Genomic DNA, 24,546 nt, shown 5'->3' with positions numbered 1-24,546 from the left:
TCGGATTTTTATCATTTTTATTGATGTGTATATAGAAATACTTTTATAGATGTAGAGTATTTTTATATATCTAACTTTTTTATTGTTATATATGCTGCTTTATGACTTATTGTTGATAGATTCGTTTTGTTATTCTATAACATTTTCTTTTGTTTTATTTTCTGTATCTATAGTGTAAAGTATGCTTTTTACAAAATCAGGTTCTCTTCTTATTCTTTTATAAGTAAGCTTAGCAGCATTTTGCTGACTTTCCTTTTTTGTAAACCCTTTACCTTCTTCGCAGCGTACATTACCAATAACAACTTGAGCAAGAAAAATAGGATTACCATTCTCATCAATAGATGTTTTTACTTCATCAAAGGTAACAGAAACTTTATTTTTCTGTGTCCATTCTATGAGTTTCGACTTATAGTTCATTTCTTGATAAGCCATTTTTTCTATGCTAAGTAAACATCCACAAACATGGTCACGCATGAAAATCATGCAGGCATTATATCCGTGATCTATATAAAGAGCTCCTACTAAAGCTTCGAAGGCATTACCTGCTATATTACAGTTATGTGTTATAGTATGCCCATTTTGCTTTAACATCTTATTAATACCCATTTCTGTTGATACCTTATTAAGTGTTTCTCGTTTTACAATTTTTGAGCGTGTGTTAGTAAGAAATCCTTCACGCTTATTAGGAAAACGATTATAAACAATATCGGCAACAACACAATCAAGTACTGCATCTCCTAAAAACTCTAAACGTTCATTATTTATTAGTTTACCTTTCTTGTTACGTTGAGATACACTTTTATGTAAAAGCGCTGTTTTATAATAAGAGATGTTGTGAGGAATAAAGCCTGTTATTTGGTATAAAGATAAATAAAGCTCCTTTTCTTTACGGAAAGGGAGCTTTATTCTATCTAATATTTTATTCAGCATATTTCTTGAAAATCACACAAGCATTATGACCACCAAAGCCGAAAGTGTTGCTAAGAGCAGCACGTACTTCACGCTTTTGAGCCTTGTTGAAGGTAAAGTTCAAGTTATAATCCAGTTCTGGATCTTTATCATCGTCCTTATGATTAATAGTAGGAGGAATGATATCGTTTTTTACAGCTAAGATGCAAGCCATAGCTTCTACAGCACCAGCAGCACCGAGAAGGTGTCCTGTCATACTCTTTGTAGATGAAATATTGAGCTTATAAGCAGTATCGCCAAAAAGTTTTTTTATAGCTTTAGCTTCTGAAATATCACCAACAGGAGTTGAAGTGCCATGGACATTGATATAATCGATATCTTCTACGCTCATACCTGCATCATTAAGAGCTGCTTTCATCACTAAATTAGCTCCAAGACCCTCTGGGTGTGAAGCTGTGATATGATATGCATCTGCTGATTCACCTTCACCTGCCATCTCTGCGTAAATCTTTGCACCGCGTGCTTTTGCATGCTCAAGCTCTTCTAAAATTATACAGCCTGCACCTTCACCCATCACAAATCCATCACGAGATGCTGAGAAAGGACGTGATGCTCCTTGTGGATCATCATTACGGGTAGATAGTGCATGCATTGCATTAAATCCCCCAACACCACTTGGAGTAATAGCTGCTTCAGCACCGCCAGCTACTATAACATCTGCCTTACCTAGACGAATTTGATTAAAAGCGGCAGCAAGTGCTGTGCTAGATGAGGCACATGCCGATGTTGTAGTGTAGTTGGGACCGCGGAAACCAAACATAATACTAATATGTCCAGATGCAATGTCGGCAATCATTTTTGGTATAAAAAAAGGATTAAACTTAGGACCTTTTTCTTGATTCTTAGCATAATAACCCACTTCCTCTTCGAAAGTTTTAATACCACCTATACCTACTCCATAGATAACACCAACACGATTCTTATCTATAGTTTCTAAATTGATAGCAGAATCTTTTACGCCCTGAATAGCACTGATAACAGCTAATTGAGCATAACGATCAAGCTTACGAGCCTCTTTACGATCAATATAATCGTTTATATTAAGACCTTTTAATTCGCAAGCAAATTGCGTTTTAAACAAAGAAGCATCAAAATGAGTAATAGGAGCTGCACCACTCTTACCAGCAAGCATTGCTTCCCATGTTTCTTCAGGATTATTTCCTAAAGGAGTTACGGCGCCTAATCCTGTTACTACTACTCTTTTTAATTCCATTAAGTTTAATTTATAAGTTAGCTAAAAATAAAAAGCCAAGCAAAATTTTACTTTTGCTTGGTATTTCTTATTGCTAAAGATATTACTTAGCATTAGCTTCGATGTAAGAGATAGCGTCACCAACAGTGGCAATCTTTTCAGCCTGCTCGTCTGGAATAGAGATACCAAATTCTTTCTCAAATTCCATAATTAGCTCTACAGTATCCAAAGAATCTGCACCAAGATCGTTAGTGAAGCTTGCTTCAGCCTTAACTTGTGCTTCATCAACACCTAGTTTGTCTACAATAATAGCTTTTACTTTTGATTCAATTTCTGACATAGTCTTAATTTTAAAATGTTTAATTATTAATTGTCAAACTTAAAATTCGTGTGCAAAGTAACAATCTTTTTTCTATGTGTGCAAGTTTTTTTCTTAAAAAAGTATATTTAATTGCACAAACTATATATCATTGTGCAACTTTTTTTTTAATTTTATTATCTTTTGTCATATTGCTATATTATAATTAAATATTAAAATATAATATTTTCAGAAATCTAATGTACCATAATTATGTATAATATTGCTACGGAAAAATATTAAATATTCTTTTTTTTTGCTAAAAAATAGATTTTTCTATATTTTATTTATTTTCAAAAGTTGTATTTATTAATTAAACTTGTGTATTTTGAGGTAGAATATGTATTAAGGAAAAAGGCTGCTTTTTATTTTGCACATTGCAGAAATTCTTATATATTTGCATTTAAATTAATATAAGTAATACATAAGAATGTCATTTACAGAGAATAGTAATAAAATTTTTAATCAGGCTATTAGAGATTATCATATAAAAGATGACGTAAATACGCCTATTGATAATCCTTATGATCGTAATTCTATAGAGAATCGTCTTTACCTAAAGTGTTGGATAGATACTGTTCAATGGCATTATGAGGATCTTATTCGTGATCCACATATTAATGCGGAGGAAGGAATGAGCTTAAAGCGTCGTATAGATCATTCTAATCAAGATAGAACAGATTTAGTAGAGCAAATAGATTCTTATTTCAGACAACAGTATTCTAATGTCAACCCATCTGCTAATGCTACTATAAATACAGAAAGTCCAGCATGGGCAGTAGATAGATTATCTATACTGGCTCTAAAAATATATCATATGCGAGAGCAAACAGAGCGTACAGATGCTTCAAAAGAACATATTGAAAGATGTAAAGCTAAATTAGCCATTTTATTAGAACAACAAAAAGATTTAAATATAGCTATTGATCAGTTATTAGATGATATAAAATGTGGGCGAAAGTATATGAAAGTATATCGTCAAATGAAAATGTATAATGATCCAAGCACTAATCCTATTCTTTATAAGAAATAAAAGAGATATATTAGTTAATAAAAAAATATGGGCTACAATAAAATAAAATCATTGTAGCCCATATCTTATAATTATGATATATCATTTAGAAATTTAGCTAATTTATTAACAGCTATTGCACGGTGGGATATTTTATTTTTTATATTTTCTCCCAAAGAAGCAAAACTTTTATTGTAATTTTCTGGTATAAAAATAGAGTCATAACCAAAGCCACCTGTGCCTGTCTTTTCTAAAGCTATATGTCCTTCTATACAGCCCTCAAACTGATATTCTTTTCCATTTATTATTAATGAAATAATAGTACGAAAGCGAGCTTTTCTATTACTATTATTACCTAATTTTCTTAAAAGTTTTCGTATATTAGCTTCGCTATCATGATCTGTAGTATCATCATAACGTGCAGAGTATACTCCTGGTTCACCATTTAGAGCTTCTACTTCTAAGCCTGTATCATCTGCAAAACAGTCTATATGATAGTGGTCTACAATATATGATGATTTTAGTCTTGCATTCTCTTCAAGTGTTGTTCCTGTTTCAGGTATTTCTTCATGACAACCTATATCTTCTAATGATATTATCTCAAAATCTTCACTAAGTATTTTTTTTATTTCAGAGAGTTTATGTTTATTATTTGTTGCAAATACTATTTTCATTATGTTTCTTTTATGTTTTTGGTATATTTTCTGTTTCTTCTAATATAGCTTTATGCTCTTTTACATGTTTTTGTTTTACAGAAACTTTGATAGAGTCAAATCCTTCACCATATACACCTATAACTGCACTTTGACTAACAAAAGCATTAGGATCTGTCATTTTTATAAGACGGAATATTAGTTCGCTTTCATTTTTACGAGCAAGAAGACATATTACTTTAATATCTTTTCCTGTATACCAACCATGTCCGTCAAGAATAGTCATTCCATGATCAGTTTCTTTAGAAAGAATAGTTGCTATTTTTTCATGTTTGCGTGAATAAATCATAAATTGTACAGACGATCGTCGACGACTATAAATAAGATCAAGCATACCACATTCTACAACTATTGTGCATAAGCCATATACAACTTTATGTGCCCTGCTTGCCATATCTCCAAACTGTGGTATAAAAAAACAGCTTGATACTATTAACACATCAAGTAACATTAGTGCTTGTCCTAATGATACTTCTTTATATTTATTTACTACAGCAGCTATTATGTCGGAACCACCTGTACTACCATTATTTAAGAAAACTATAGCAAGTGAAGTACCTGTTAAGCAACAACCTACTACCATAGACATAAATGACTGGCTTTCACCGAGAATTTGGATATATTTACCATGATCATCTACTGGCATTAATATTTGTGCATATTCAAGCATATAGTATAGAGCTATTATAGCATATATGGTTTTTACCATAAATTTCCAGCCTAAAACTTTTAACGCAACGATCAGCAACGATACATTGATGATCATATATGTATAATGGATTTTAAAGCCTGTTGCGTAAAAAACTATAGCCGCTATTCCTGTAACACCTCCTGTTACAGTTTCATAAGGTAAAAGAAAGATAGTAAAAGCAGAGGTATAGAGTAATAAACCAAGAGTAATAAATATATAGTCTTTTACCTCATTTATAACTTTTGTGTTGCTCATTTTAATACAATATTAATAATTTTCTTGGGAACGATGATAATTTTTACTATTGATTTGCCAGCAATATATTGTTGACTCTTTTTTTCTTTTAGAACTTTATTTTGTATTTCATCATTTGAAGCATTAGCTGCAAAAAGCATCTGAAAGCGCGCTTTACCATTAAAAGAAACAGTAAGTTGCATCTGATCTTCTTTTAAATATTTGTCATCATATATAGGCCATTGAGCATCGCAGATAGAACCAGTGCCTCCTAATTGTTCCCAAAGCTCTTCAGCAATATGTGGAGCAAATGGTGCAATAAGTATAATAAGCTGTTTTAAAAGTTTTTTATTTGTGCATTTTTGTTGCCCTAACTCATTAGTACAAATCATAAATGCCGATATTGCTGTATTATAAGAGAAAGATTCTATATCCGATGTTACTTTCTTAATGAGCTTATGAACACTTTTTAAAGAGTCTTTAGATGGCTCATCATTAGTTAATTCTTGTTGGAAAAGTTTCCAAAATTTGCGTAAGAAGCGATGACAACCATCAATACCATTGGTATCCCATGGTTTAGAAGCTTCTATAGGACCTAAAAACATTTCATATAAACGTAGAGTATCAGCTCCATATTGATTTACAATAAGGTCAGGATTTACGACATTGAACATTGATTTAGACATTTTTTCAATAGCCCAACCACATTTATATTTTACTCCTTCTATATATTTTTTACTGCCATCTTCAAAAATAAAACTTGCATTTTTATATTCAGGGCGCCATGCTTTAAAAGCTTTTATATCTAAAATATCTCCATGAACAATATTTACATCTACATGAATAGGAGTTACTTTATATTTGTCTTTCTGTCCTAAAGAAACAAAAACAGGTTCTTTACTGTGATCTTCTGTGTTTATACGATATACGAAATTAGAACGTCCTTGTATCATACCTTGGTTTATAAGTTTTTGGAAAGGCTCTTCTTTAACGCTATATCCATAATCAAATAAAAACTTATTCCAAAAGCGACTATAGATGAGATGCCCTGTGGCATGTTCTGTTCCACCTACATAAAGGTCTACATTCTGCCAATATTCAACAGCTTTTTTTCCTACAATAGTTTTGTTATTGTGAGGATCCATATAACGAAGATAGTAAGCAGAAGAACCTGCAAAACCTGGCATGGTGTTTAATTCTAATGCAAAAACATTCTTTTGATCTATTAAACTCTTGCTTACAACCTTTTTCTCAGCTTCATTCCAAGCCCAAATAGGTGCTCTTCCCAAAGGTGGTTCTCCTGTTTCGGTAGGTTCGTATTTATCTACTTCTGGTAACTCTAATGGTAGACATTCTTCAGGAAGCATATAAGGCATATTGTTTTTATAATATACAGGAAATGGTTCTCCCCAATAACGTTGGCGTGAGAAAATAGCATTACGCAGTCGATAATTAATTTTTACTTGTCCTATTTTCCTTTCTGTAACAAATGTTTTAGTCTTAGCAATGGCTTCTTTAACAGTTAATCCGTTTAGTGAAAATCCATCTATACTAAATTTACCTTTTATAGGAGAGTTAATAACAATGCCCTCTTTAGCATCAAAACTTTCATGACTAATATCAGCTCCTTGTATTAAAGGGATAATAGGTAGATTGAAATGTTTAGCAAAAGCATAGTCGCGACTGTCATGTGCAGGAACAGCCATAATAGCACCAGTACCATATCCTGCTAAAACATATTCTGAAATCCAAATAGGAATTTGCTCATTTGTAAAAGGATTGATGGCATATGAACCTGAAAAAACACCTGTAACCTTACGATCAGACATACGTTCCAGTTCTGTACGTTTCTTTACATACGATAAATATTCTTCTACTTCTTTTTGTTGTTTATAAGTAGTGAAACTTTTTACCAACTCACTTTCGGGAGCTAAAACCATGAATGATACACCAAATATTGTATCGGCACGAGTAGTAAATATAGTAAATGTACCCTTACGAGGTTCTCCTTGAGATGTTGGAGTAATACTTTGAAATATCATCTCAGTACCCTCTGAACGTCCTATCCAGTTACGTTGTGTTTCTTTTATAGATTCTGTCCAATCTACAGTGTCTAATCCTTCTAGTAAACGCTGTGCATATGCTGATACGCGTAAGCACCATTGTTTCATCTTTTTTTGTACTACAGGATATCCACCACGTTCACTTACACCATTTACAACCTCATCATTTGCTAAAACAGTACCTAACTCTGGACACCAATTAACCATCGTTTCACCAAGATAAGCTATACGATAGTTCATTAAAACTTGTTGCTGTTCTTGCTCATTCATAGCATTCCATTGAGCAGCAGTTAAGTTTAATTCTTCATTTTGAGCAACATTAAGCCCGTCAGTACCATGTATAGATAGGTGTTTTATTATGTTGTCTATAGGTTGAGCTTTTTGTAAATTGTTATCAAAATATGATGCAAACATAAGTTGGAAAGCCCATTGAGTCCAATGATAATATTCAGGATCACATGTACGTATTTCACGGTCCCAATCGAAACAGAATCCAATTTTATCCAGTTGCTCACGATAACGAGCTATATTTTTTTCTGTAGTTATAGCAGGATGTTGACCAGTCTGAATGGCATACTGCTCTGCAGGCAATCCGTAAGCATCATAACCCATAGGGTTAAGCACATTAAAACCTTGTAAACGTTTGTAGCGTGCATATATATCACTGGCTATATAACCTAAAGGGTGTCCAACATGAAGACCAGCTCCAGAAGGATAAGGAAACATATTTAGAACATAAAATTTCTTTTTATTTTCCTTTTCCACGGTTTTATAGGTATTGTTTTCTACCCATTTCTGTTGCCATTTCTTCTCAATGTCGTTAAAGTTGTATTCCATTTCGTTTGTAGTTATTATTTTTCTTGCATTATGTGATATGGGCTAATATATTTATTATTCATTTTTTAGTATGTATTAATGCCTAATATCCTAAGGTGCAAAATTACAAAATCTTTCTGAAAATTATATGTTTGAAGTATAAAAAGTGGTAATATAGATATTAGTTATTTTACGAAATAATATTATCTTTGTGTTAAATCTTTTATTTTAGTGTAGTTTTTTAATACAGTTTTATGTCTAATAAGTAAAAAGATTATATGAAACCCTATCAAAATGAAAACGAGTTTATGTTTATCGTTCGTAAATATAAGGCAACGATATATACAGTTTGCTATATGTTTTCAAGTAATGAGGCAGAGATAGATGATCTTTTTCAGGAGATTATGATAAACATTTGGAAAGGTTTAGCTTCTTTCGAGGGGAAAAGTGATATAAAAACATGGATTTATCGTGTGGCTCTAAATACTTGTATAACACAAGATAAGAAGAAGAAACGGCAGAAAACAGAATCATTATCTATGAATATTAGCCCTTTTATAGATAGTGATATTGATTCGAAGCAGATACAAGCTCTTAATCATCGTATAAGCAGGTTAAATCCATTTGATCGAGCTATAGTGTTGCTTTGGCTTGAAAATATGAGTTATGAGGAGATAGGATTAGTTGTAGGTATTTCTACAAAAAATGTTTCAGTACGTCTTTTTCGAATTAAAGAACAATTGAAAAAGATGAAAGATTAACTTAAATAAAAACAAATATTTATGAATAAGCAAGTAAATGAATTAGAAGAGATGCGTAAGCAACTCAATATATTAAAAAGTAAATTATCCAATCAAGAAATTGTAAGTGATAAGATGATACGCCAATCTATGTTTAATAAGATGTCATTCTTTAAAAAATATGAATATTTTTCATACATTGGTATTATTATTAGTTTCTTATCTTTCTTATTTTTAACTATAATGTTGAAGACTTCTTGGTATTTTTTCTTTTTTTCAATGGTAGTAATAATTGCAGATGTTTTATTGGATAAATGGGTAAATAGTTTTTCAGATGAAGAGTTTCTTTCAGGAAACTTACTTCAGACAGCTCAGCATATGGTATGGCAGCTCAAGTTTCGTAAGTTAACAAATATCGTTGTAGGTGTTATTATATTTGTTATTTGGATACCATGGTTATTATTAGAGCTTTATAATGCTGATATATTTATAATTGTAAAGGCGCAAACAGGAATATATAAAGATCCTTTTCTTTATGGTTTTATAATAGGTGTTTTTGGTTTGATAGTAGGTATAGTTGTTGCTATAAAGATTTATTTTAAGATGCAGCGCACCAGTAAAGAGATTATAGAGCAAATAAATGAGTTAAAAGGAGAGTCTTGAGATAATATAAGGGTTATTGTTATTAGTAGTATTGCTTATTAATAGCTATATAGTCTTTTTTCTATATCAATAACCTTTTACAATTTTCTTAATTTCATTTAGCTTATTAAGTGCTTCTACAGGTGTGAGATTATTGATGTCCAAACCAATTATCTCATCACGAATTTGTTCAAGTACAGGATCATCGAGCTTAAAGAACGAAAGCTGCATATCTTCTTTGTTCTGTTCAAGTTTGTTTATAGATATTTTATCTTTACTTCCTACTTGTGCATTATCGCTTTCTAATTCACTTAAAATAGTTTTAGCACGTTTTACAATACTTCGAGGCATTCCTGCAATATCGGCAACATGTATACCAAAAGAGTGTTCACTTCCGCCTTTTTCTAGCTTACGTAAGAAGATAATTTTACCATTTACTTCTTTTACAGAAACATTATAATTCTTTATACCATGGAAGTTTTTTTCCATTTCGTTAAGTTCGTGATAATGGGTAGCAAATAGTGTGCGCGCTTTTGCGCGCGGTTGTTCATGTAGATATTCTACTATAGCCCATGCTATGCTTATGCCATCATACGTACTTGTACCGCGTCCTAATTCATCAAATAGTACTAAAGAATGTGGTGTAACATTGTTAAGAATGTTAGATGCTTCTGTCATTTCTACCATAAAGGTACTTTCGCCTAAGGATATATTATCAGAAGCACCTACTCGTGTAAATATTTTATCTACTACTCCTATAGTAGCACTCTCAGCAGGAACAAAGCAGCCTATTTGTGCTAATAGTACTATAAGGGCTGTTTGGCGAAGTAAAGCAGATTTTCCAGCCATATTAGGACCTGTTATCATCATTATTTGCTGGTCATCGTTGTTTAGTAATACATCATTAGGTATATATTGTTCGCCTAATGGCAACTGAGTTTCTATTACGGGGTGACGTCCTTGTTTTATGTTTAAGATATTAGAATCGTCTACAATAGGTCTTATATAATTATGTTCTTTAGATGTATAGTAAAAAGAAAAAATACAGTCGAGATGTGCTATAAGGTTAGCATTGATTTGTATTTGTGGTATAAACTCTTGCATATCATTGATAAGTTCTAAAAAGAGCTTATTTTCTAAAATTAATATACGTTCGTCTGCTCCAAGTATTTTTTCTTCATATTCTTTTAATTCTTGTGTTATATATCGTTCTGCTTGTGCAAGTGTTTGCTTACGAATCCATTCTTGTGGAACGCTATCTTTAAATGTGTTGCGCACTTCTAAATAGTATCCAAATACATTATTGAAACCTATTTTTAAGGAGTTGATACCTGTGCGCTTTGCTTCTTGTTGTTGGATTTTCATTAAATATTCCTTGCCATGATCACGAATAGTTCGTAATTCATCTAACTCTTGATTGTAACCATGCGCTATGATATTACCTTTGTTAGTAAGTTGTGGAGGGTCGTTTTGTATTTCTTTTTCTATTCTGTTACGCAAGCTTTCACATAGATTAAGCTGTTCTCCTATTCTTTTAAGTACTTTATTGTCAGCGTGTAAGCATGCTTCTTTAACGGGTATAATAGCTTTTAAAGCATTTTTTAATTGTACAACTTCGCGCGGTGATACTCTTCCTACAGCTACTTTTGATATAATACGTTCTAAATCGCCTATACGGTGAAATTGTTCTTGTATTGTTTCGCAGAAGTTTTGTTGTTTAAAGAAATAGTCAACTATATCTAATCTTTCTTCAATAGTTTTTACAGTTTTAAGTGGAAAGACTACCCAGCGACGCAGCATTCTTCCTCCCATAGGTGTGATGGTGTGATCGATAACATTAAGAAGCGATGTCCCTTCTTCGTTTATAGTAGATATAAGTTCGAGTGAACGTATAGTAAAACGATCCATTCTTACGTATTTTTCTTCTTCTATACGTGTTAAGGCTGTTATATGTCGTATTTGTGTGTGTTGCGTAAGCTCTAAGTATTGCATAATGGCTCCTGCTGCAATGATACCATTATGCAGATGATCAACACCAAAACCTTTTAAATTAGTTGTAGCAAAATGTTTTAGTAATTTTTGATTAGCGTTTTGTTCTGTAAAAACCCAATCGTCCATTTCAAAACAACAAAGTTTGGTTCCGAAGTTTTGTTCAAAGTCTTTTTTACATGTTCTATCATATAATATCTCTTTAGGGGAGAAACTTCCTATGAGTTTTTTTACATAATCGTATGTTCCTTCACTTGTAAGAAATTCGCCTGTACTTATGTCAAGGAAGCTAATGCCACATGCTTGTTTGCCGAAATGTACAGCTGCAAGGAAATTGTTTTCTTTATAATTAAGAACATTATCAGTTAAAGCCACACCAGGTGTAACAAGTTCTGTAATGCCACGCTTTACCATCTTGTCCATAGGTGATAAGCCTTTTTTGCCTTTTATCTCTTCTCGCTTCTTTTTAGGGTCTTCTAACTGGTCGCATATAGCTACCCGTTTTCCTGCTCTGATAAGTTTAGGAAGATAAGTATCAAGAGCATGATGAGGGAAGCCTGCCATAGCAATATCACTACACCCTGCACTATTATTGCGTTTAGTAAGTGTAATACCTAATATTTTTGCAGCATCAATGGCATCGTCATGGTAAGTTTCATAGAAATCTCCACATCGAAAGAGAAGGAGGGCATCAGGATGTTTTGCCTTCATTGAGAAAAACTGTTTCATCATTGGTGTCATTCCTTTATCGTTTTTTGCCATTGATATTTATCCTTTCTTATAGGTTAATATAATAATTTATAATACACAAAAATACAAAAATAGAGTTTAAGAAGCAAATCTTTTCACGTTATGCTATGGTAAGATGTTAGGAGCTTTCTACGAGCCTATTTTTATCTCTTTACCTTTTGAGCGCCATATAGCCCATGCGCCAAGCAGTATTAGTGGTATGCTAAGTATCTGTCCCATATCCATAGGTAAGCCTGCTTCAAAAGCCACTTGTAGCTCTTTGGTATATTCTATAACAAAACGGAACACAAAGATAAGGAATAAGCATAAGCCAAAGAATAATCCTGTACCTACCTTTTTAGGGTTACGTCTGTAAATGAAGTAAATTATGACAAAGAATAGTAGGTATGCGATAGCTTCATATAGCTGTCCCGGGTGGCGTGGCTTATTATCTACTTTTATAAAAATAAACGCCCAAGGTACGTTAGTTACTTTTCCAATGATCTCTGAGTTCATAAGGTTACCTATACGTATAAAGCATGCTGTGATACTGGAGCATATACCAAAGAAATCGAGTACCACCCATGTTTTCATCTTGTATCGTTTTATATATAGATATAATCCCACAAGTAGTCCTATCACACCGCCATGAGAAGCTAATCCCTGATATCCTACAAACTTCCATTCTCCATTATAAAGGTGTCGTATAGGAATTATCATTTCTATAATATGATCCCATGAGGTTAAGAAATATTCAGGTTCATAAAACAGGCAATGTCCTAAACGTGCTCCTAACAAAATACTTATAAAGACGTATAGAAAGAGTGGGTCGAACTTTTCGCTGCTATATTTGTGTTTTTTGTAAAGCCACTTCATCATAAAGTAGCCTAATGCAAGCCCTAATAGCCAGCACATTCCGTACCAGCGTATACCTGCAGAGCCAATAGGTAAGAGATATTGGCTTGGGTTCCATGTGATATATAAAGGTAGCATAGTGTTTTTATTGAATGATTTTATTAAACATTAAAGCGAAAGTGCATGATGTCTCCATCTTGTACTTCATACTCTTTACCTTCTATACTTAACTTTCCTGCTTCACGGATTTTAGCTTCCGATCCGTATGTAATGTAATCATCATATTTTATTACTTCTGCTCTAATGAAGCCTTTTTCAAAGTCGGAATGAATAACTCCAGCACATTGTGGTGCTTTCCAACCTTTATGGTAGGTCCATGCCTTTACTTCCATCTCACCAGCAGTAATAAATGTTTGTAGATTGAGTAAGTGATAAGCTTTATTTATTAGTCTGTTAACACCGCTTTCTTCTAATCCAAGCTCATCGAGAAACATTTTTTTATCTTCATAGCTTTCTAATGAAGCAATATCTTCTTCTGTTTTAGCGGCAATAATCATTGCTTCTGCACCTTCTTCTGCAGCAATCGCTTCTATTTGCTTACTATATTCATTCCCATGTTTTGCACTGTTTTCATCTACATTACAAACATAGAGTACAGGCTTGGTGGTTAATAAAAACAAATCGTGAGCAGCTTGTTTTTCCTCTTTGCTATCAAAGGTAACGCTGCGTGCATTTTTTCCTTGCTCTAAAGCTTCTTTATAAGCATTTAAAATGTTTAGCAGTGTTTTTGCATCTTTATTACCTGCAGCAGCTATTTTTGCTGTTTTAGTAATTTGTCCTTCTACAGTTTCAAGGTCTTTTAGCTGTAATTCGGTGTCTATAATTTCTTTGTCTTCTATAGGATTTACTCTCATTCCTCCTTCTCTGACAACATTATCATCATCAAAACATCTTATAACATGAATAATAGCATCACATTCTCTGATGTTTCCAAGAAACTTGTTTCCTAATCCCTCGCCTTTACTTGCTCCCTTTACAAGACCTGCAATGTCTACTATCTCGCACGTAGCTGGTACGATGCGTCCAGGATGAATTATTTCTGCCAACTTGTTAAGTCGTTCGTCAGGCACTGTAATAACGCCTAAGTTAGGCTCTATAGTGCAGAAAGGAAAATTAGCAGCTTGTGCTTTTGCGCTACTAAGACAATTGAAAAGAGTAGATTTACCTACGTTTGGCAAGCCTACAATACCACATTTTAATGCCATATATTGTTTAAACGTTTATTTCTTTATTATGCAAAAGTACATAATAATAATGACAAAAACTATTAATGCACGATGATACTCGCTTTTTTTATCGTACTTTTGTATAATAATTATTATTAAAGGAAATAAAATCTGATGTCAAAAGATACAAGTTTTATGTTAAAAGGGATAGCTATATTAATGATGGTTTTCCTACATTTATTTAATAGGGTAGATGTTGTTATAACACAAACAACTCCTATTTTGTATATAGGGTCTATTCCTTTTGTTAATATTTTAACAAGAGCTTGTCCACCCGTACCATTTTTTTTAATTTTAAGCGGATATGGATTAGATTATATGTATGCACAAGGTAGGGTTAGCTTTAAAAATCAATTACACAGATTATTAAAGCTTTATATAACATATTGGCTGGTATTATTTATTTTTGTAAGTATAGGTTCCATTTTACGTCCTAATGTTTATCCTGGAGATTTGTATAAAGTTATAGGAAATATAACAAGTTATAATAGTTCTTATAATGCTGTGTCTTGGTTTCTTTTTCCGTATATGCTGTTAAGTTTAACTTCTATTATAATATTTAGAATATTAGACAAGGTAAATAAATACTTCGCTATTATTTTATTTTGTTTTATTTATTTGATAAGTGCTTATATTTATAGTAGGTATATTGCTGTTAAGCAAAGTTATGATAGTGTTTTTGCTCATGTTGTAGTTTATTTTGAATTGATGTTTAGTTTTGTTATAGGAGCATTATTGCATAGGCAAAATATTAAGGGTAAATTGTTTATACGATCTTTAAAAGATAAAAATATTTTATTAATAGTTTGCTTATTAGTATTGGTATCTTTAAAATGTTTTATAAGAACGATGGCTTTTGATCCTTTTTACAGCTTTGTTTTTATTTTTCTATTTATACATCTTAATGTTAAAGGTGTCTTTAGGTCATTTTTATATTTTATGGGAAAGTATTCTATGGTAATTTGGTTAACACATAGTTTTTTCTGTATTCATCTTTTTCCTAAGTTCATTTATAGTTTTAAATTACCTTTGTTAATTTATGCTGCCTTACTATTAGTTTCTATAAGTGTGTCAGTTCCTATAATGAAGTTGTCTCAATCGGTTGCAAAGAAGTTGAGATTATAGATATATATATTATGCTTAACGTATGATATTTATATGGTAAATAAATCTCCCCCTGTTTCTTATATCGTTTATAGGTATAAGAAATAGGGGGGGGGTAAGTAATAAAACTTGCTAATTAGTGTGCTTCTAACCAGTTTTTACCCCATCCTGCATCGGCTATAAGTGGAACACTGAGAGTGCAGGCAGCCTGCATTTCTTCTAAAACGATGTGCTCTACACGTTCTTTTTCGTCAGGGAAAACAGAAAAATTTAGTTCATCGTGTACTTGTAGTATCATCTTAGAGCGAATATTTTCACGGCAGAATCTTTCATATATACGTATCATAGCTACTTTTATAATGTCAGCTTCTGTGCCCTGAATAGGAGCATTTATGGCGTTACGTTCGGCAAAACCTCGTACAGTAGAGTTCTTGCTGTTGATGTCGTTAAGATACCGGCGACGTCCAAAGATAGTTTCAGCGTAACCCTTTTTTCGAGCTAATTCTTTAGCACTTTCCATAAAATCATGTACTTTAGGGAAAGTGTTGAAATAGTCTTCTATAAGTTTTTTAGCTTCATTGTTTGGTATTCCCATACGTTGTGCTAGACCATAAGTAGTAATACCGTATATAATACCGAAGTTAGCTTGTTTAGCTTTTTTGCGTTGTGTGTCTGTAACATCTTCCATAGGAATGTGCCATATTTTTGCAGCTGTTGCTCTATGGATATCATAACCGCTACGAAAGGCTTCTATCATGTTTTCATCTTTGCTAAGATGTGCCATTATACGAAGTTCTATTTGGCTATAATCTGCCGAAAAAAACACACATTCAGGCTCGGGGATAAAGCACTTGCGAATTTCCTTTCCATCGTCTGTTCTAACAGGAATGTTTTGCAGATTGGGGTCGCTTGAAGACAGTCTCCCTGTAGCTGTAAGGGCTTGATTAAACGATGTGTGAATGCGTCCTGTGCGCTTGTTAATAAGTTTAGGAAGAGCATCTACATAAGTGCCTAATAGCTTTTTAATGCCTCTATAGTTTAGTATGTTGCGAACAATAGGTGAAGATGCTTCCAAACTTTGCAATACCTCTTCATTAGTAACATACTGCCCTTTCTTTGTTTTCTTAGGTTTTTCCATTATTTGCATCTTTCCAAAGAGAATATCGCCTACTTGCTTGGGGCTTGATATATTAAACTTTTCGCCCGCTTGCTCGTATATTTGTGCTTCGTAAGTCTGCATACGTTTGGTGAAAATGTTAGAGGTTTCTTGTAAAGCGTCTGTATCTAAGCATACTCCGTTCATCTCCATGTTAGCTAAAACTCTTACGAGAGGCATCTCTATATCCCAAAAAAGTTTTTCAGCATTTACATCTTTTAGCTTTGGTAAGAGTACATTATATAACTGTAAAGTAATATCGGCGTCCTCACAAGCATATTCGTATATAGAAGTAGGGGAGAGGTTGCGCATGTTTTTCTGCTCTTTTCCTTTTGCTCCGATAAGCTCATCGATGTGTATTGTTTTATAGTTAAGCAGCGTTTCTGCCATATAATCCATGTTGTGATGTAGCTCAGGTTGTATAAGGTAATGAGCTATCATGGTATCGAACATCTTGCCCTTTATGTTGATGCCATATTGAGCAAGCACCTCGTAATCGTACTTAATATTCTGACCTATCTTTAATATCTTATCTTCTTCATATAGTGGCTTGAAGATATTTACCATTTTTTGCGCTTTATCTCTATCAGAAGGAATAGCTATGTAGAAAGCCTTATTAGGCTCTATGGAAAAACTAAGTCCTACTAATTCTGCTTGCATTGTATTGGTAGAGGTGGTTTCTGTATCTAAACTTAAAATATCAGATGTAAATAAAAAATCACAAACACGTATAGCTTCTTCCTCATTATCAATTAGTTGGTATTCGTAGTGTACTGATTTGAGGCTTTTAAAATCGGATAAAATGCTGCTGTTCGTATCTTCGCCCGTATTTTCGTTAAATAAATCGAGCTGATTATTTACGTTTTTAGCTATTTCTTTGCTGTTTTTAACATATTTGTTTAGTAGGTTACGAAATTCTAATTCAGTAAATATTTCGTGTAGCTTATTTATATCTGGTTCTTCTGTTTTTAGTTCGTCCAGTTTTATGTTAATAGGAACATCGCGGCGTATAGTGGCTAAAAATTTAGACATCTTAATATCATCTACAGCGTTTTCTATTTTTTCTTTTAGTTTTCCTTTGATTTTATCGGTATTAGAAAGTATGTTATCAATAGAGCCAAACTCATTGATTAGTTTAGATGCAGTCTTTTCTCCTACACCCGGACAGCCCGGAAAGTTGTCAGCAGCATCGCCCATTAACGCAAGTAAGTCTATTACCTGTGATGTCTTTGGTATATTATATTTTTCTTTTATTTCTTTTTCGCCTAATATTTCGTATCCTCCACCATGACGAGGACGGTACATATAAACATGACTACCTATTAGTTGGCCATAATCCTTATCAGGTGTAAGCATAAAAGTATCGATTCCATCGGCACTAAAACGGGTAGCAAGGGTTCCTATAACATCATCTGCCTCGAAACCGTCGGCTTGCAGTATAGGAATGTGCATGGCTTTAAGAATGTCTTGTATATAAGGCACTGATAGCTTTATGTCTTCTGGTGTAGCTTCTCTTTGTGCTTTATATTGTGGAAAAGCTTCATTGCGAAAAGTTTTACCTACATCGAAAGCTACACCAATATGGGTAGGTTGCTCTTTTGTAATAACCTCATGAAGGGTATTAAAAAAGCCCATTATGGCTGATGTGTTCAGACCTTTTGAGTTTATACGAGGGTTTTTTATAAAAGCATAGTATGAGCGAAATATTAAGGCGTAGGCATCTATTAGAAATATTTTATCCATAATTATATATATTTTAGGTGTAAAATTACTAATATATTTCCATAATCTCCGATAAAATAAGTAATTTTGTATCATATATCAATGAGTGAATGGATACTTTATCAATTATAAAACGACCTATAGAATCGGAATTAAACGACTTTATTGATCTTTTTAATTCATCGTTAGATCATGAAGATGGTCTGTTAACACAAGTGTTACACCACATTAAGCAGCGTGGTGGAAAACGTATGCGCCCCATTCTTATATTATTGATAGCTAAGAGTTTTGGGAAAGTTTCGCCGACAACGCAGCATGCTGCAGTTGGCTTAGAGCTGCTTCATACGGCATCATTGATACATGATGATGTTGTAGACGAGAGTAATGAGCGTAGAGGACAGGCCAGCGTAAATGCTTCTTATAATAATAAGGTGGCAGTGTTAGTGGGCGATTATGTGCTTTCTACAGCGTTGCAGCAAGTGGGATATACTAATAGTAACAGTATAGTGAAGTATCTTGCAGAGCTTGGGCAAACGCTTAGTGATGGCGAAATATTGCAGCTTTCTAATATAAAACGTGAAGAGATAACAGAGGCTGCTTATTTGGAAATCATTGCACGAAAGACAGCTATATTATTTGAAATATGCGCTGCTATAGGTGCAGAGAGTGCTGGCGTTTCAGAAGAAGATGTTGCTTTAGCACGAGCTTTTGGTAAAAACATAGGAATGATTTTTCAGATACGCGATGATATTTTCGATTATTTCGAATCGGAAAAGGAGATAGGAAAGCCTACAGGGAACGACTTAACGGAAGGAAAGCTCACCTTACCATTAATATATGCGCTTAATAAGACAAGTGATGAGCGTATGATGATGTTGGCTCGTAAAGCAAAAATGCTTTCTATAAGTAGTAAGGAGATAGAGGAGCTGGTAACATTTGCAAAAGAAAAAGGGGGCATAGAATATGCTGAAGAGTGTATGAAGAGGTATCATGCTAAAGCTAAGGTTTTTATTGATACTAAAATTAGCAATCCTGTTATTAAACAGTCGCTTAGTACTTATTTAGACTATATTATTAAACGTAATAAATAAGGGGTATTTACACATTTGAAAATTAGCTTCTTATATAACTGAAAAGCAATGCTGCATATAGCGGCATTGCTTTTTTATTTATCTTTAAGGCATACTATTTTTTATGGTAAAAGATGTCTTTTTAATGTAAATATGTAACTATTTGTAAACCATTATGTTATTTGCTGTTTTAAAAAATAGATTATTTTTGTACTAAAAATAATCTATTTTTGTATTAAAAATAAATTAAAAATGAAATCAAAAAATATCTCTTGTTTTATAAAGAGAGTATAGCTTGTGTTGTTAAAAGTAAGGGTTGGGCATTAAAAAGCGGGATTTGAACATGGGATAGTATGTTTTTATATATCGTGTACAGCATACTTATAGTATGTATTACACCGTTACAAACTAATGTTCAAACCCCGAAAGCAGGCAAACTGCGACAAAAAAAGGACATCTTTTAAAACCCTAAAAAACAATGTTTTATCATGTTTTTAGAAGTATTTTATCTCCTTTTCTAATAGTTCTGATAAGATTAAGTTTGGAAGCCTGCTTGTGCCAAGACGGAAATAATAGTTAGATAGCCACTTTTCGCCTAACACTTCTTTAAAGATAGTATAATATATTACAGCGTCCATGACACTGTTAATGCCGCCAGCAGGTTTTAATCCTATCTGTATGCCTGTCTTGTTATAATATTCTTTTATAGCTTGACACATTACATAAACGGCTTCTGCTGTAGCACCACCACCTTCTTTGCCTGTGCTGGTCTTTATAAATTGTGCACCAGAATACATAGAAAGCAGGGCTGCTGTTTTAATGTTTTTAGCTGTTTTTAATACACCTGTTTCAAGGATAACCTTCATGTCTACGTCGCCACACACTTCTTTAAGCTCTGAAATGGTATCGCAAACGCTCTCGTAATCTTCTGAAAAGAATTTTCCTACAGGTAGAACAATGTCTACATTAGTAGCTCCGTCTTTTATAGCAAGAGCTGTTTCTACTGTTTTTACTTCTAAAAAGCTCTGTGATGAAGGAAAAGCTCCCGATACCACTGTAATATCCACACCATCTATTTCAAGACTGTTGGCTACAAGTTTTGCAAAGTTAGGGTAGGTTACTATGGTGCGAACATTAGGTAGGTTAGGATATTCTTCCTCAAACTTATTAACGTTTTCCACCATTTTAAGCACCTTCTCTTCGGTATCGCTGACACTTAGTGTGGTATATTCTACTGTGCTGAGGAGAAACTTCTTTACCTCCTTGTTATTATTCTCACTTACCTTTTCCTCAATAATTTTCCGTACAGCATTTTTTACCTCATCATCAGTAATATTGAGATCATACAATGAAAGGGCTTGCTCGTATTTACTACTATCCACCTTACCGGTATTTTTCTGTTTGTGAATGTCGTTAGAGAATTGTTCTTTTATACTTCCCATATTGATTTTAATTATATTTATGATATTATTTATTGATTTCGCTTATTTATTTCTTTTATCTTTAAGTTTAGGGTTATTAATATGCCTATCTTTATCGCGGGTAGTTTTTTTATAGAAACTTTTTTGCAATTCCTCGGTGAGATCTACCCCTGTTTGATTTGCCATACACATAAGTACCCATAGTATGTCAGCCATTTCTTCACCGATGTTGGGTTTTTCTCCTTTTTTAAAACTCTGATCTCCATACTGGCGAGCCATTACACGAGCAAGTTCGCCTACCTCTTCTGTAAGGCAAGCCATATTGGTAAGCTCGCTAAAGTAGCGCACGCCATAGGTTTTTACCCATTGGTCTACTGCTGATTGTGCTTCTTTTATTGTCATTATATTTTATGTAAATCCTTTAATTCCACCACAAGATACGATAAATGCTAATCCTATTATCCAGGCTATGATAACTATAGCGATATAAATAATGAGTACTTTAAGAGCTTTATTATTATTTTCTTTTACCATTTCCTCTTTTTGCAAGTATCGTTAGATATTTTTGTTTCTATTCCTTATTATGTGTATCCATACAAATAGTTACAGGACCATCATTTAGCAATTCCACTTTCATATCGGCACCAAACTCTCCTCTTCTCACTTCTTTACCAAGTAGGGTGGAAAGAGCCTGACAGAAATGTTCGTAGAGAGGGATAGACAGCTCATGTTTGGCTGCGTGAAGCCAACTGGGGCGATTGCCTTTTTTGTAGCTTGCAAGTAGCGTAAACTGTGAAACGACAAGTATATCGCCTCCTTGTTCGATAATGCTTTTATTCATTATCCCATCATCATCATCGAAGATACGAAGACCGATAACCTTTTTTACAAGCCAGTTAGCATCTTCCTGAGTATCGTTATCTGCTATCCCAAGTAAGATAAGATACCCTGAACCTATAGCCGATTTTACCTTGCCGCCTATAGATACTGAGGCTTTTGTTACGCGTTGTATTACTATTCTCATGTTACAAATATACGAAATATTCCGCTACTTATCTGTTTTGTTATGGAAATAATTAAAAATTATTTCTGCTTTAAAACTGCCAATAATACTTGTAAGTGTCTGTAAATCAGTAGTTTTTATATTACTTAAGGTCTTTAGTTCTTTTAAAAGAGCTTCTTTTGTCTTAGGTCCAATGCCTGGAATCTCATCTAATACGCTATGTAGCTGATGTTTAGACCGTTTGTCTCTGTGAAAGGAAATGGCATATCTGTGCACCTCATCTTGTATCTGTGTGAGTACTTTAAATAGCTCAGAAGTGGGTTTTATACTAATGGTTTGGGCTGGGAAGCCATATAGAAGTTCGTTAGTGCGATGCTTATCATTTTTAGCTAAGCCAGCTATAGGGATATGAAGATGTAGCTCGTCTTCTATAACAGTGCGTACTACTTCCATTTGACCTTTACCGCCATCGGTAATAATAAGGTCGGGTAGAGGAGTGCCTTCTGCTTTTATCTTGCTATAACGGCGGCGTACCACCTCTTGCATAGATGCGTAATCATTAGGGCCTTCTACTGTTTTGATGTTATATTTACGATAGTCTTTTTTTGAAGGTTTCATCTTTTTATATACTATACACCCTGCTACTGCATCTGTTCCAGATATGTTAGAATTGTCGAAACACTCAATAGTATAAGGTAGTTTGGGAAGTTTTAGTTTGTCGCGAAGTTCTGTCATAAGGCGTGTTTGCTTTTGTTCAGGATTGAGTTTTTCAGCTTGTTTTAGTCTGTCGAACTTATATTGTTTAGCATTCATTTGCGATAACTCAAGCAAATGGCGTTTGTCTCCGCGCTGAGGAATGAAAAAGTCAGCATCTTTTATTTTAAAATCAAGCTCGAATGGCACTATAATTTCTTTTGCTTTACTTTTAAATCTTTCACGAATCTCAGGTATGGCCTCATTTAATAGTTCTGCATCGCTCTCATCAAGTTTGCGTTTATATTCGTATGTGAAGCTTTGATTAATGGCTCCATTAGTAACATGAATGTAATTGATAAAAGCATTTTTATTAGTTTCATCATTATCTATTGAAAAGACATCAACATCGGTAATGGTGTAGGATACTATCTCGCTTTTTGTAGCAAAATTATCTAAAGCAATGTATTTCTGTTTGCATATCTCAGCTTCTTCAAAACGTAGCTGCTCTGATAGCTCTTCCATTTGCTTACGTATGATGTGTTGCACAGAACGTGTATTGCCTTTTAGCACCTCTTTTGCCTGTTTTATGTTCTCTTGATATTCATTATAGCTTTGCTTGTTTATACATGGTGCTCCACAATTTCCCATGTGGTATTCTAAGCACGACTTATATTTACCTTGCTGTATACCTTCTTTTGTTATAGGGAAACGACAGCTTCGCGGCTTATAAGTTTTCTTTATAATGTCTAAAATAGCGTACATGGAGCTAATGTGTGAGTAGGGTCCAAAGTATGTACCAAGCTTTTTATTAATTGTTCTTGTGTGAAATATGCGAGGAAAAAGCTCATTAGTTACACAAATGCTGGGATATGTCTTGCCATCTTTAAGCAAGACATTATAACGTGGTTGGTATTGTTTTATAAGCTGATTTTCTATTAATAAGGCGTCTTCTTCTGAGTTTACTATAGAATAAGAAATGTCGAAAATTTTAGAAACAAGGAGCTTTGTCTTAAAACGATCTACCTCTTTATGAAAATAAGAGGCTACTCTGCGCTTTAAGTTTTTAGCCTTCCCAACATAAATGATAATATTATCTTTATCATAATATTGGTATGTGCCAGGCTTCTCTGGCATGCTTGCTACTATAGCTTTCAAACGTTCTATGCGCTTTTGATTATTTTCTTTATCCATTTTTTGTAACTATCTTGTTTCTAACTGTTTCTATCTTCTTTGTTCCACGTGGAACGTTTAAGGATCTTTATTTATCTTTAGCCTTATAGGTGTTTTTTTTATTAGTAAAGGATTATGAGCAAGTGGACTTTAAAAAGAGGATAAACGGTGTAAGGTTTCTATAAACTCTTTCGTGTTTTCTTTGGCTTGCATCTTTTCTTTAGGTTTATGTTTTTACTTTCTGTGTTTATGTAAGAATACATATCTATATATGTTTCTAAAATTAAAAGGCGGAACATCTTTCTCTTAAAAGTTGCTCCGCCTTTGTTTGGTTATTATTTATTATTCTATTGTTTAAATATTATTTTTTTAGAATTGGAGCAGAGATGAGATCTCTATATCTTTGTCAAATTGTGATCTACATTCTGGAAATTCTTTTAATAGTTCTATTATAAAGTTGCAATATACCTTCTTTGGGTTGAATTTCTTTACTAATTTACATGCAGCTTTCATAGTTCCACCTGTAGCAAGGAGGTCATCGTGAAGAAGGATAACATCATTTTCGTTAATAGCATCTTTATGTATTTCTATTGTGTCTGTGCCGTATTCTTTTTCGTATGTTTCTTGTACGGTTTCACAAGGTAGTTTACCTGGTTTCCTGCAAAGCACTATGCCTGCGCCAAGACGTTCTGCAAGGGCAGAAGACATGACAAAACCGCGACTTTCGATGCCAACAACTTTTGTTACACCTTTATCTTTATAAAGCTCGTACATCTCGTCAGAGATCTCTTTTAAAGCTTCTGCCGATTTAAATAGTGTTGTAACATCACGAAAATTAACGCCCTTTATTGGCCAATCTGGAATACATCTCAGGTTGTCAAGTAATAGTTGTTTGTTCATTAGTGTATTTTTCTT

21 protein-coding genes are annotated in these 24,546 nt (G+C 33.5%); 5 read left to right on the top strand and 16 right to left on the bottom strand.

Features of this window, described 5'->3' with window-relative positions:
• Window positions 1-129 precede the first annotated feature (129 nt).
• The 3 genes from rnc to HMPREF9018_RS01960 form a co-directional block, all read right to left on the bottom strand.
• A complete protein-coding gene (gene rnc, locus HMPREF9018_RS01970; RefSeq protein WP_008447223.1) occupies window positions 130-930 on the bottom strand; it encodes a ribonuclease III in 801 nt (266 codons plus the stop codon).
• Entirely contained in the window at window positions 920-2,182 is a 1,263-nt protein-coding gene (fabF, locus tag HMPREF9018_RS01965) for a beta-ketoacyl-ACP synthase II (RefSeq protein WP_008447285.1), read from the bottom strand. Before fabF ends, rnc begins: the two co-directional genes overlap by 11 nt.
• Window positions 2,183-2,264: 82 nt before the next feature.
• A complete protein-coding gene (locus HMPREF9018_RS01960; protein WP_004336747.1) occupies window positions 2,265-2,501 on the bottom strand; it encodes an acyl carrier protein in 237 nt (78 codons plus the stop codon).
• A gap of 448 nt (window positions 2,502-2,949) precedes the next feature.
• Here HMPREF9018_RS01960 and HMPREF9018_RS01955 point away from each other — a divergent pair, with 448 nt between their 5' ends.
• Window positions 2,950-3,552 (top strand): DUF4254 domain-containing protein, encoded by a 603-nt coding sequence (locus tag HMPREF9018_RS01955; RefSeq protein WP_008447350.1) that lies wholly within the window; start codon window positions 2,950-2,952, stop codon window positions 3,550-3,552.
• A 71-nt stretch (window positions 3,553-3,623) separates the two neighbouring features.
• Here HMPREF9018_RS01955 and HMPREF9018_RS01950 read toward each other — a convergent pair whose 3' ends face one another.
• The 3 genes from HMPREF9018_RS01950 to leuS are packed head-to-tail and all read right to left on the bottom strand — an operon-like array spanning window position 3,624 to window position 8,069.
• On the bottom strand, window positions 3,624-4,205 hold the full coding sequence (locus HMPREF9018_RS01950; RefSeq protein WP_008447224.1) for a non-canonical purine NTP diphosphatase: 582 nt from the start codon (window positions 4,203-4,205) through the stop codon (window positions 3,624-3,626).
• Window positions 4,206-4,215: 10 nt separating this feature from the next.
• Window positions 4,216-5,190 (bottom strand): YitT family protein, encoded by a 975-nt coding sequence (locus HMPREF9018_RS01945; RefSeq protein WP_008447268.1) that lies wholly within the window; start codon window positions 5,188-5,190, stop codon window positions 4,216-4,218.
• Window positions 5,187-8,069, bottom strand: coding sequence for a leucine--tRNA ligase (leuS, locus tag HMPREF9018_RS01940; protein ID WP_008447363.1), 2,883 nt, complete (start codon window positions 8,067-8,069; stop codon window positions 5,187-5,189). Before leuS ends, HMPREF9018_RS01945 begins: the two co-directional genes overlap by 4 nt.
• Window positions 8,070-8,326: 257 nt before the next feature.
• Between leuS and HMPREF9018_RS01935 the strand changes: the two genes are divergently transcribed.
• Window positions 8,327-8,809: an RNA polymerase sigma factor gene (locus HMPREF9018_RS01935; RefSeq protein ID WP_008447216.1), complete on the top strand. Its 483-nt coding sequence runs from the start codon at window positions 8,327-8,329 to the stop codon at window positions 8,807-8,809.
• 21 nt (window positions 8,810-8,830) lie between these two features.
• Window positions 8,831-9,451 (top strand): hypothetical protein, encoded by a 621-nt coding sequence (locus tag HMPREF9018_RS01930; protein WP_008447379.1) that lies wholly within the window; start codon window positions 8,831-8,833, stop codon window positions 9,449-9,451.
• A gap of 66 nt (window positions 9,452-9,517) precedes the next feature.
• Here the strand turns inward: HMPREF9018_RS01930 and mutS are convergent, their stop codons facing one another.
• The 3 genes from mutS to ychF form a co-directional block, all read right to left on the bottom strand.
• A complete protein-coding gene (gene mutS / locus HMPREF9018_RS01925; RefSeq protein WP_008447321.1) occupies window positions 9,518-12,181 on the bottom strand; it encodes a DNA mismatch repair protein MutS in 2,664 nt (887 codons plus the stop codon).
• Window positions 12,182-12,298: 117 nt separating this feature from the next.
• On the bottom strand, window positions 12,299-13,141 hold the full coding sequence (gene lgt, locus HMPREF9018_RS01920) for a prolipoprotein diacylglyceryl transferase (protein ID WP_008447242.1): 843 nt from the start codon (window positions 13,139-13,141) through the stop codon (window positions 12,299-12,301).
• A gap of 23 nt (window positions 13,142-13,164) precedes the next feature.
• Window positions 13,165-14,268, bottom strand: coding sequence for a redox-regulated ATPase YchF (ychF, locus tag HMPREF9018_RS01915; RefSeq protein WP_008447212.1), 1,104 nt, complete (start codon window positions 14,266-14,268; stop codon window positions 13,165-13,167).
• A 135-nt stretch (window positions 14,269-14,403) separates the two neighbouring features.
• On the opposite strand from ychF, the gene HMPREF9018_RS01910 reads away from it, so the two are divergent.
• Entirely contained in the window at window positions 14,404-15,414 is a 1,011-nt protein-coding gene (locus tag HMPREF9018_RS01910; RefSeq protein WP_039864009.1) for an acyltransferase family protein, read from the top strand.
• Window positions 15,415-15,529: 115 nt separating this feature from the next.
• On the opposite strand, the gene polA is transcribed toward HMPREF9018_RS01910, so the two are convergent.
• On the bottom strand, window positions 15,530-18,292 hold the full coding sequence (polA, locus tag HMPREF9018_RS01905; RefSeq protein ID WP_039864007.1) for a DNA polymerase I: 2,763 nt from the start codon (window positions 18,290-18,292) through the stop codon (window positions 15,530-15,532).
• An 89-nt stretch (window positions 18,293-18,381) separates the two neighbouring features.
• Here polA and HMPREF9018_RS01900 point away from each other — a divergent pair, with 89 nt between their 5' ends.
• Window positions 18,382-19,362 (top strand): polyprenyl synthetase family protein, encoded by a 981-nt coding sequence (locus HMPREF9018_RS01900; RefSeq protein WP_008447356.1) that lies wholly within the window; start codon window positions 18,382-18,384, stop codon window positions 19,360-19,362.
• Between the two features lie 473 nt (window positions 19,363-19,835).
• Here HMPREF9018_RS01900 and deoC read toward each other — a convergent pair whose 3' ends face one another.
• The 6 genes from deoC to HMPREF9018_RS01875 all read right to left on the bottom strand — a co-directional run bounded on the left by deoC (window position 19,836) and on the right by HMPREF9018_RS01875 (window position 24,531).
• Entirely contained in the window at window positions 19,836-20,783 is a 948-nt protein-coding gene (deoC, locus tag HMPREF9018_RS01895) for a deoxyribose-phosphate aldolase (protein ID WP_008447218.1), read from the bottom strand.
• Window positions 20,784-20,825: 42 nt separating this feature from the next.
• Window positions 20,826-21,164 (bottom strand): nucleotide pyrophosphohydrolase, encoded by a 339-nt coding sequence (locus HMPREF9018_RS01890; protein WP_008447269.1) that lies wholly within the window; start codon window positions 21,162-21,164, stop codon window positions 20,826-20,828.
• 6 nt (window positions 21,165-21,170) lie between these two features.
• Window positions 21,171-21,296, bottom strand: a complete 126-nt coding sequence (locus HMPREF9018_RS11375) for a hypothetical protein (RefSeq protein WP_008447290.1) — start codon at window positions 21,294-21,296, stop codon at window positions 21,171-21,173.
• Window positions 21,297-21,333: 37 nt separating this feature from the next.
• Window positions 21,334-21,786, bottom strand: coding sequence for a D-aminoacyl-tRNA deacylase (gene dtd, locus HMPREF9018_RS01885; RefSeq protein WP_008447281.1), 453 nt, complete (start codon window positions 21,784-21,786; stop codon window positions 21,334-21,336).
• A gap of 24 nt (window positions 21,787-21,810) precedes the next feature.
• Window positions 21,811-23,652 (bottom strand): excinuclease ABC subunit UvrC, encoded by a 1,842-nt coding sequence (gene uvrC / locus HMPREF9018_RS01880; RefSeq protein ID WP_008447381.1) that lies wholly within the window; start codon window positions 23,650-23,652, stop codon window positions 21,811-21,813.
• A gap of 348 nt (window positions 23,653-24,000) precedes the next feature.
• Window positions 24,001-24,531 carry an adenine phosphoribosyltransferase gene (locus HMPREF9018_RS01875; protein WP_008447279.1) on the bottom strand — a complete coding sequence of 177 codons (531 nt, stop codon included), beginning with the start codon at window positions 24,529-24,531 and terminating at the stop codon, window positions 24,001-24,003.
• Window positions 24,532-24,546: the final 15 nt, after the last annotated feature.

This window comes from Prevotella amnii CRIS 21A-A, from assembly GCF_000177355.1.
Lineage (GTDB): Bacteria > Bacteroidota > Bacteroidia > Bacteroidales > Bacteroidaceae > Prevotella > Prevotella amnii.
Note: the sequence above shows the minus strand (reverse complement) of the source record. Positions and strands in the feature narration are given on the sequence as shown.

Excerpts from the sequence above, each read along its gene's own strand:
- HMPREF9018_RS01950 (WP_008447224.1), bottom strand. The coding sequence starts at position 4,205 with ATGAAAATAGTATTTGCAACAAATAATAAACATAAACTCTCTGAAATA.
- HMPREF9018_RS01930 (WP_008447379.1), top strand. The coding sequence starts at position 8,831 with ATGAATAAGCAAGTAAATGAATTAGAAGAGATGCGTAAGCAACTCAAT.
- polA (WP_039864007.1), bottom strand. The coding sequence starts at position 18,292 with ATGGATAAAATATTTCTAATAGATGCCTACGCCTTAATATTTCGCTCA.
- deoC (WP_008447218.1), bottom strand. The coding sequence starts at position 20,783 with ATGGGAAGTATAAAAGAACAATTCTCTAACGACATTCACAAACAGAAA.
- HMPREF9018_RS01945 (WP_008447268.1), bottom strand. The coding sequence starts at position 5,190 with ATGAGCAACACAAAAGTTATAAATGAGGTAAAAGACTATATATTTATT.
- mutS (WP_008447321.1), bottom strand. The coding sequence starts at position 12,181 with ATGGCAAAAAACGATAAAGGAATGACACCAATGATGAAACAGTTTTTC.
- uvrC (WP_008447381.1), bottom strand. The coding sequence starts at position 23,652 with ATGGATAAAGAAAATAATCAAAAGCGCATAGAACGTTTGAAAGCTATA.
- HMPREF9018_RS01900 (WP_008447356.1), top strand. The coding sequence starts at position 18,382 with ATGGATACTTTATCAATTATAAAACGACCTATAGAATCGGAATTAAAC.
- HMPREF9018_RS01910 (WP_039864009.1), top strand. The coding sequence starts at position 14,404 with ATGTCAAAAGATACAAGTTTTATGTTAAAAGGGATAGCTATATTAATG.
- HMPREF9018_RS01960 (WP_004336747.1), bottom strand. The coding sequence starts at position 2,501 with ATGTCAGAAATTGAATCAAAAGTAAAAGCTATTATTGTAGACAAACTA.
- HMPREF9018_RS11375 (WP_008447290.1), bottom strand. The coding sequence starts at position 21,296 with ATGGTAAAAGAAAATAATAATAAAGCTCTTAAAGTACTCATTATTTAT.
- HMPREF9018_RS01875 (WP_008447279.1), bottom strand. The coding sequence starts at position 24,531 with ATGAACAAACAACTATTACTTGACAACCTGAGATGTATTCCAGATTGG.
- lgt (WP_008447242.1), bottom strand. The coding sequence starts at position 13,141 with ATGCTACCTTTATATATCACATGGAACCCAAGCCAATATCTCTTACCT.
- ychF (WP_008447212.1), bottom strand. The coding sequence starts at position 14,268 with ATGGCATTAAAATGTGGTATTGTAGGCTTGCCAAACGTAGGTAAATCT.
- HMPREF9018_RS01890 (WP_008447269.1), bottom strand. The coding sequence starts at position 21,164 with ATGACAATAAAAGAAGCACAATCAGCAGTAGACCAATGGGTAAAAACC.
- rnc (WP_008447223.1), bottom strand. The coding sequence starts at position 930 with ATGCTGAATAAAATATTAGATAGAATAAAGCTCCCTTTCCGTAAAGAA.
- fabF (WP_008447285.1), bottom strand. The coding sequence starts at position 2,182 with ATGGAATTAAAAAGAGTAGTAGTAACAGGATTAGGCGCCGTAACTCCT.
- leuS (WP_008447363.1), bottom strand. The coding sequence starts at position 8,069 with ATGGAATACAACTTTAACGACATTGAGAAGAAATGGCAACAGAAATGG.
- HMPREF9018_RS01935 (WP_008447216.1), top strand. The coding sequence starts at position 8,327 with ATGAAACCCTATCAAAATGAAAACGAGTTTATGTTTATCGTTCGTAAA.
- dtd (WP_008447281.1), bottom strand. The coding sequence starts at position 21,786 with ATGAGAATAGTAATACAACGCGTAACAAAAGCCTCAGTATCTATAGGC.
- HMPREF9018_RS01955 (WP_008447350.1), top strand. The coding sequence starts at position 2,950 with ATGTCATTTACAGAGAATAGTAATAAAATTTTTAATCAGGCTATTAGA.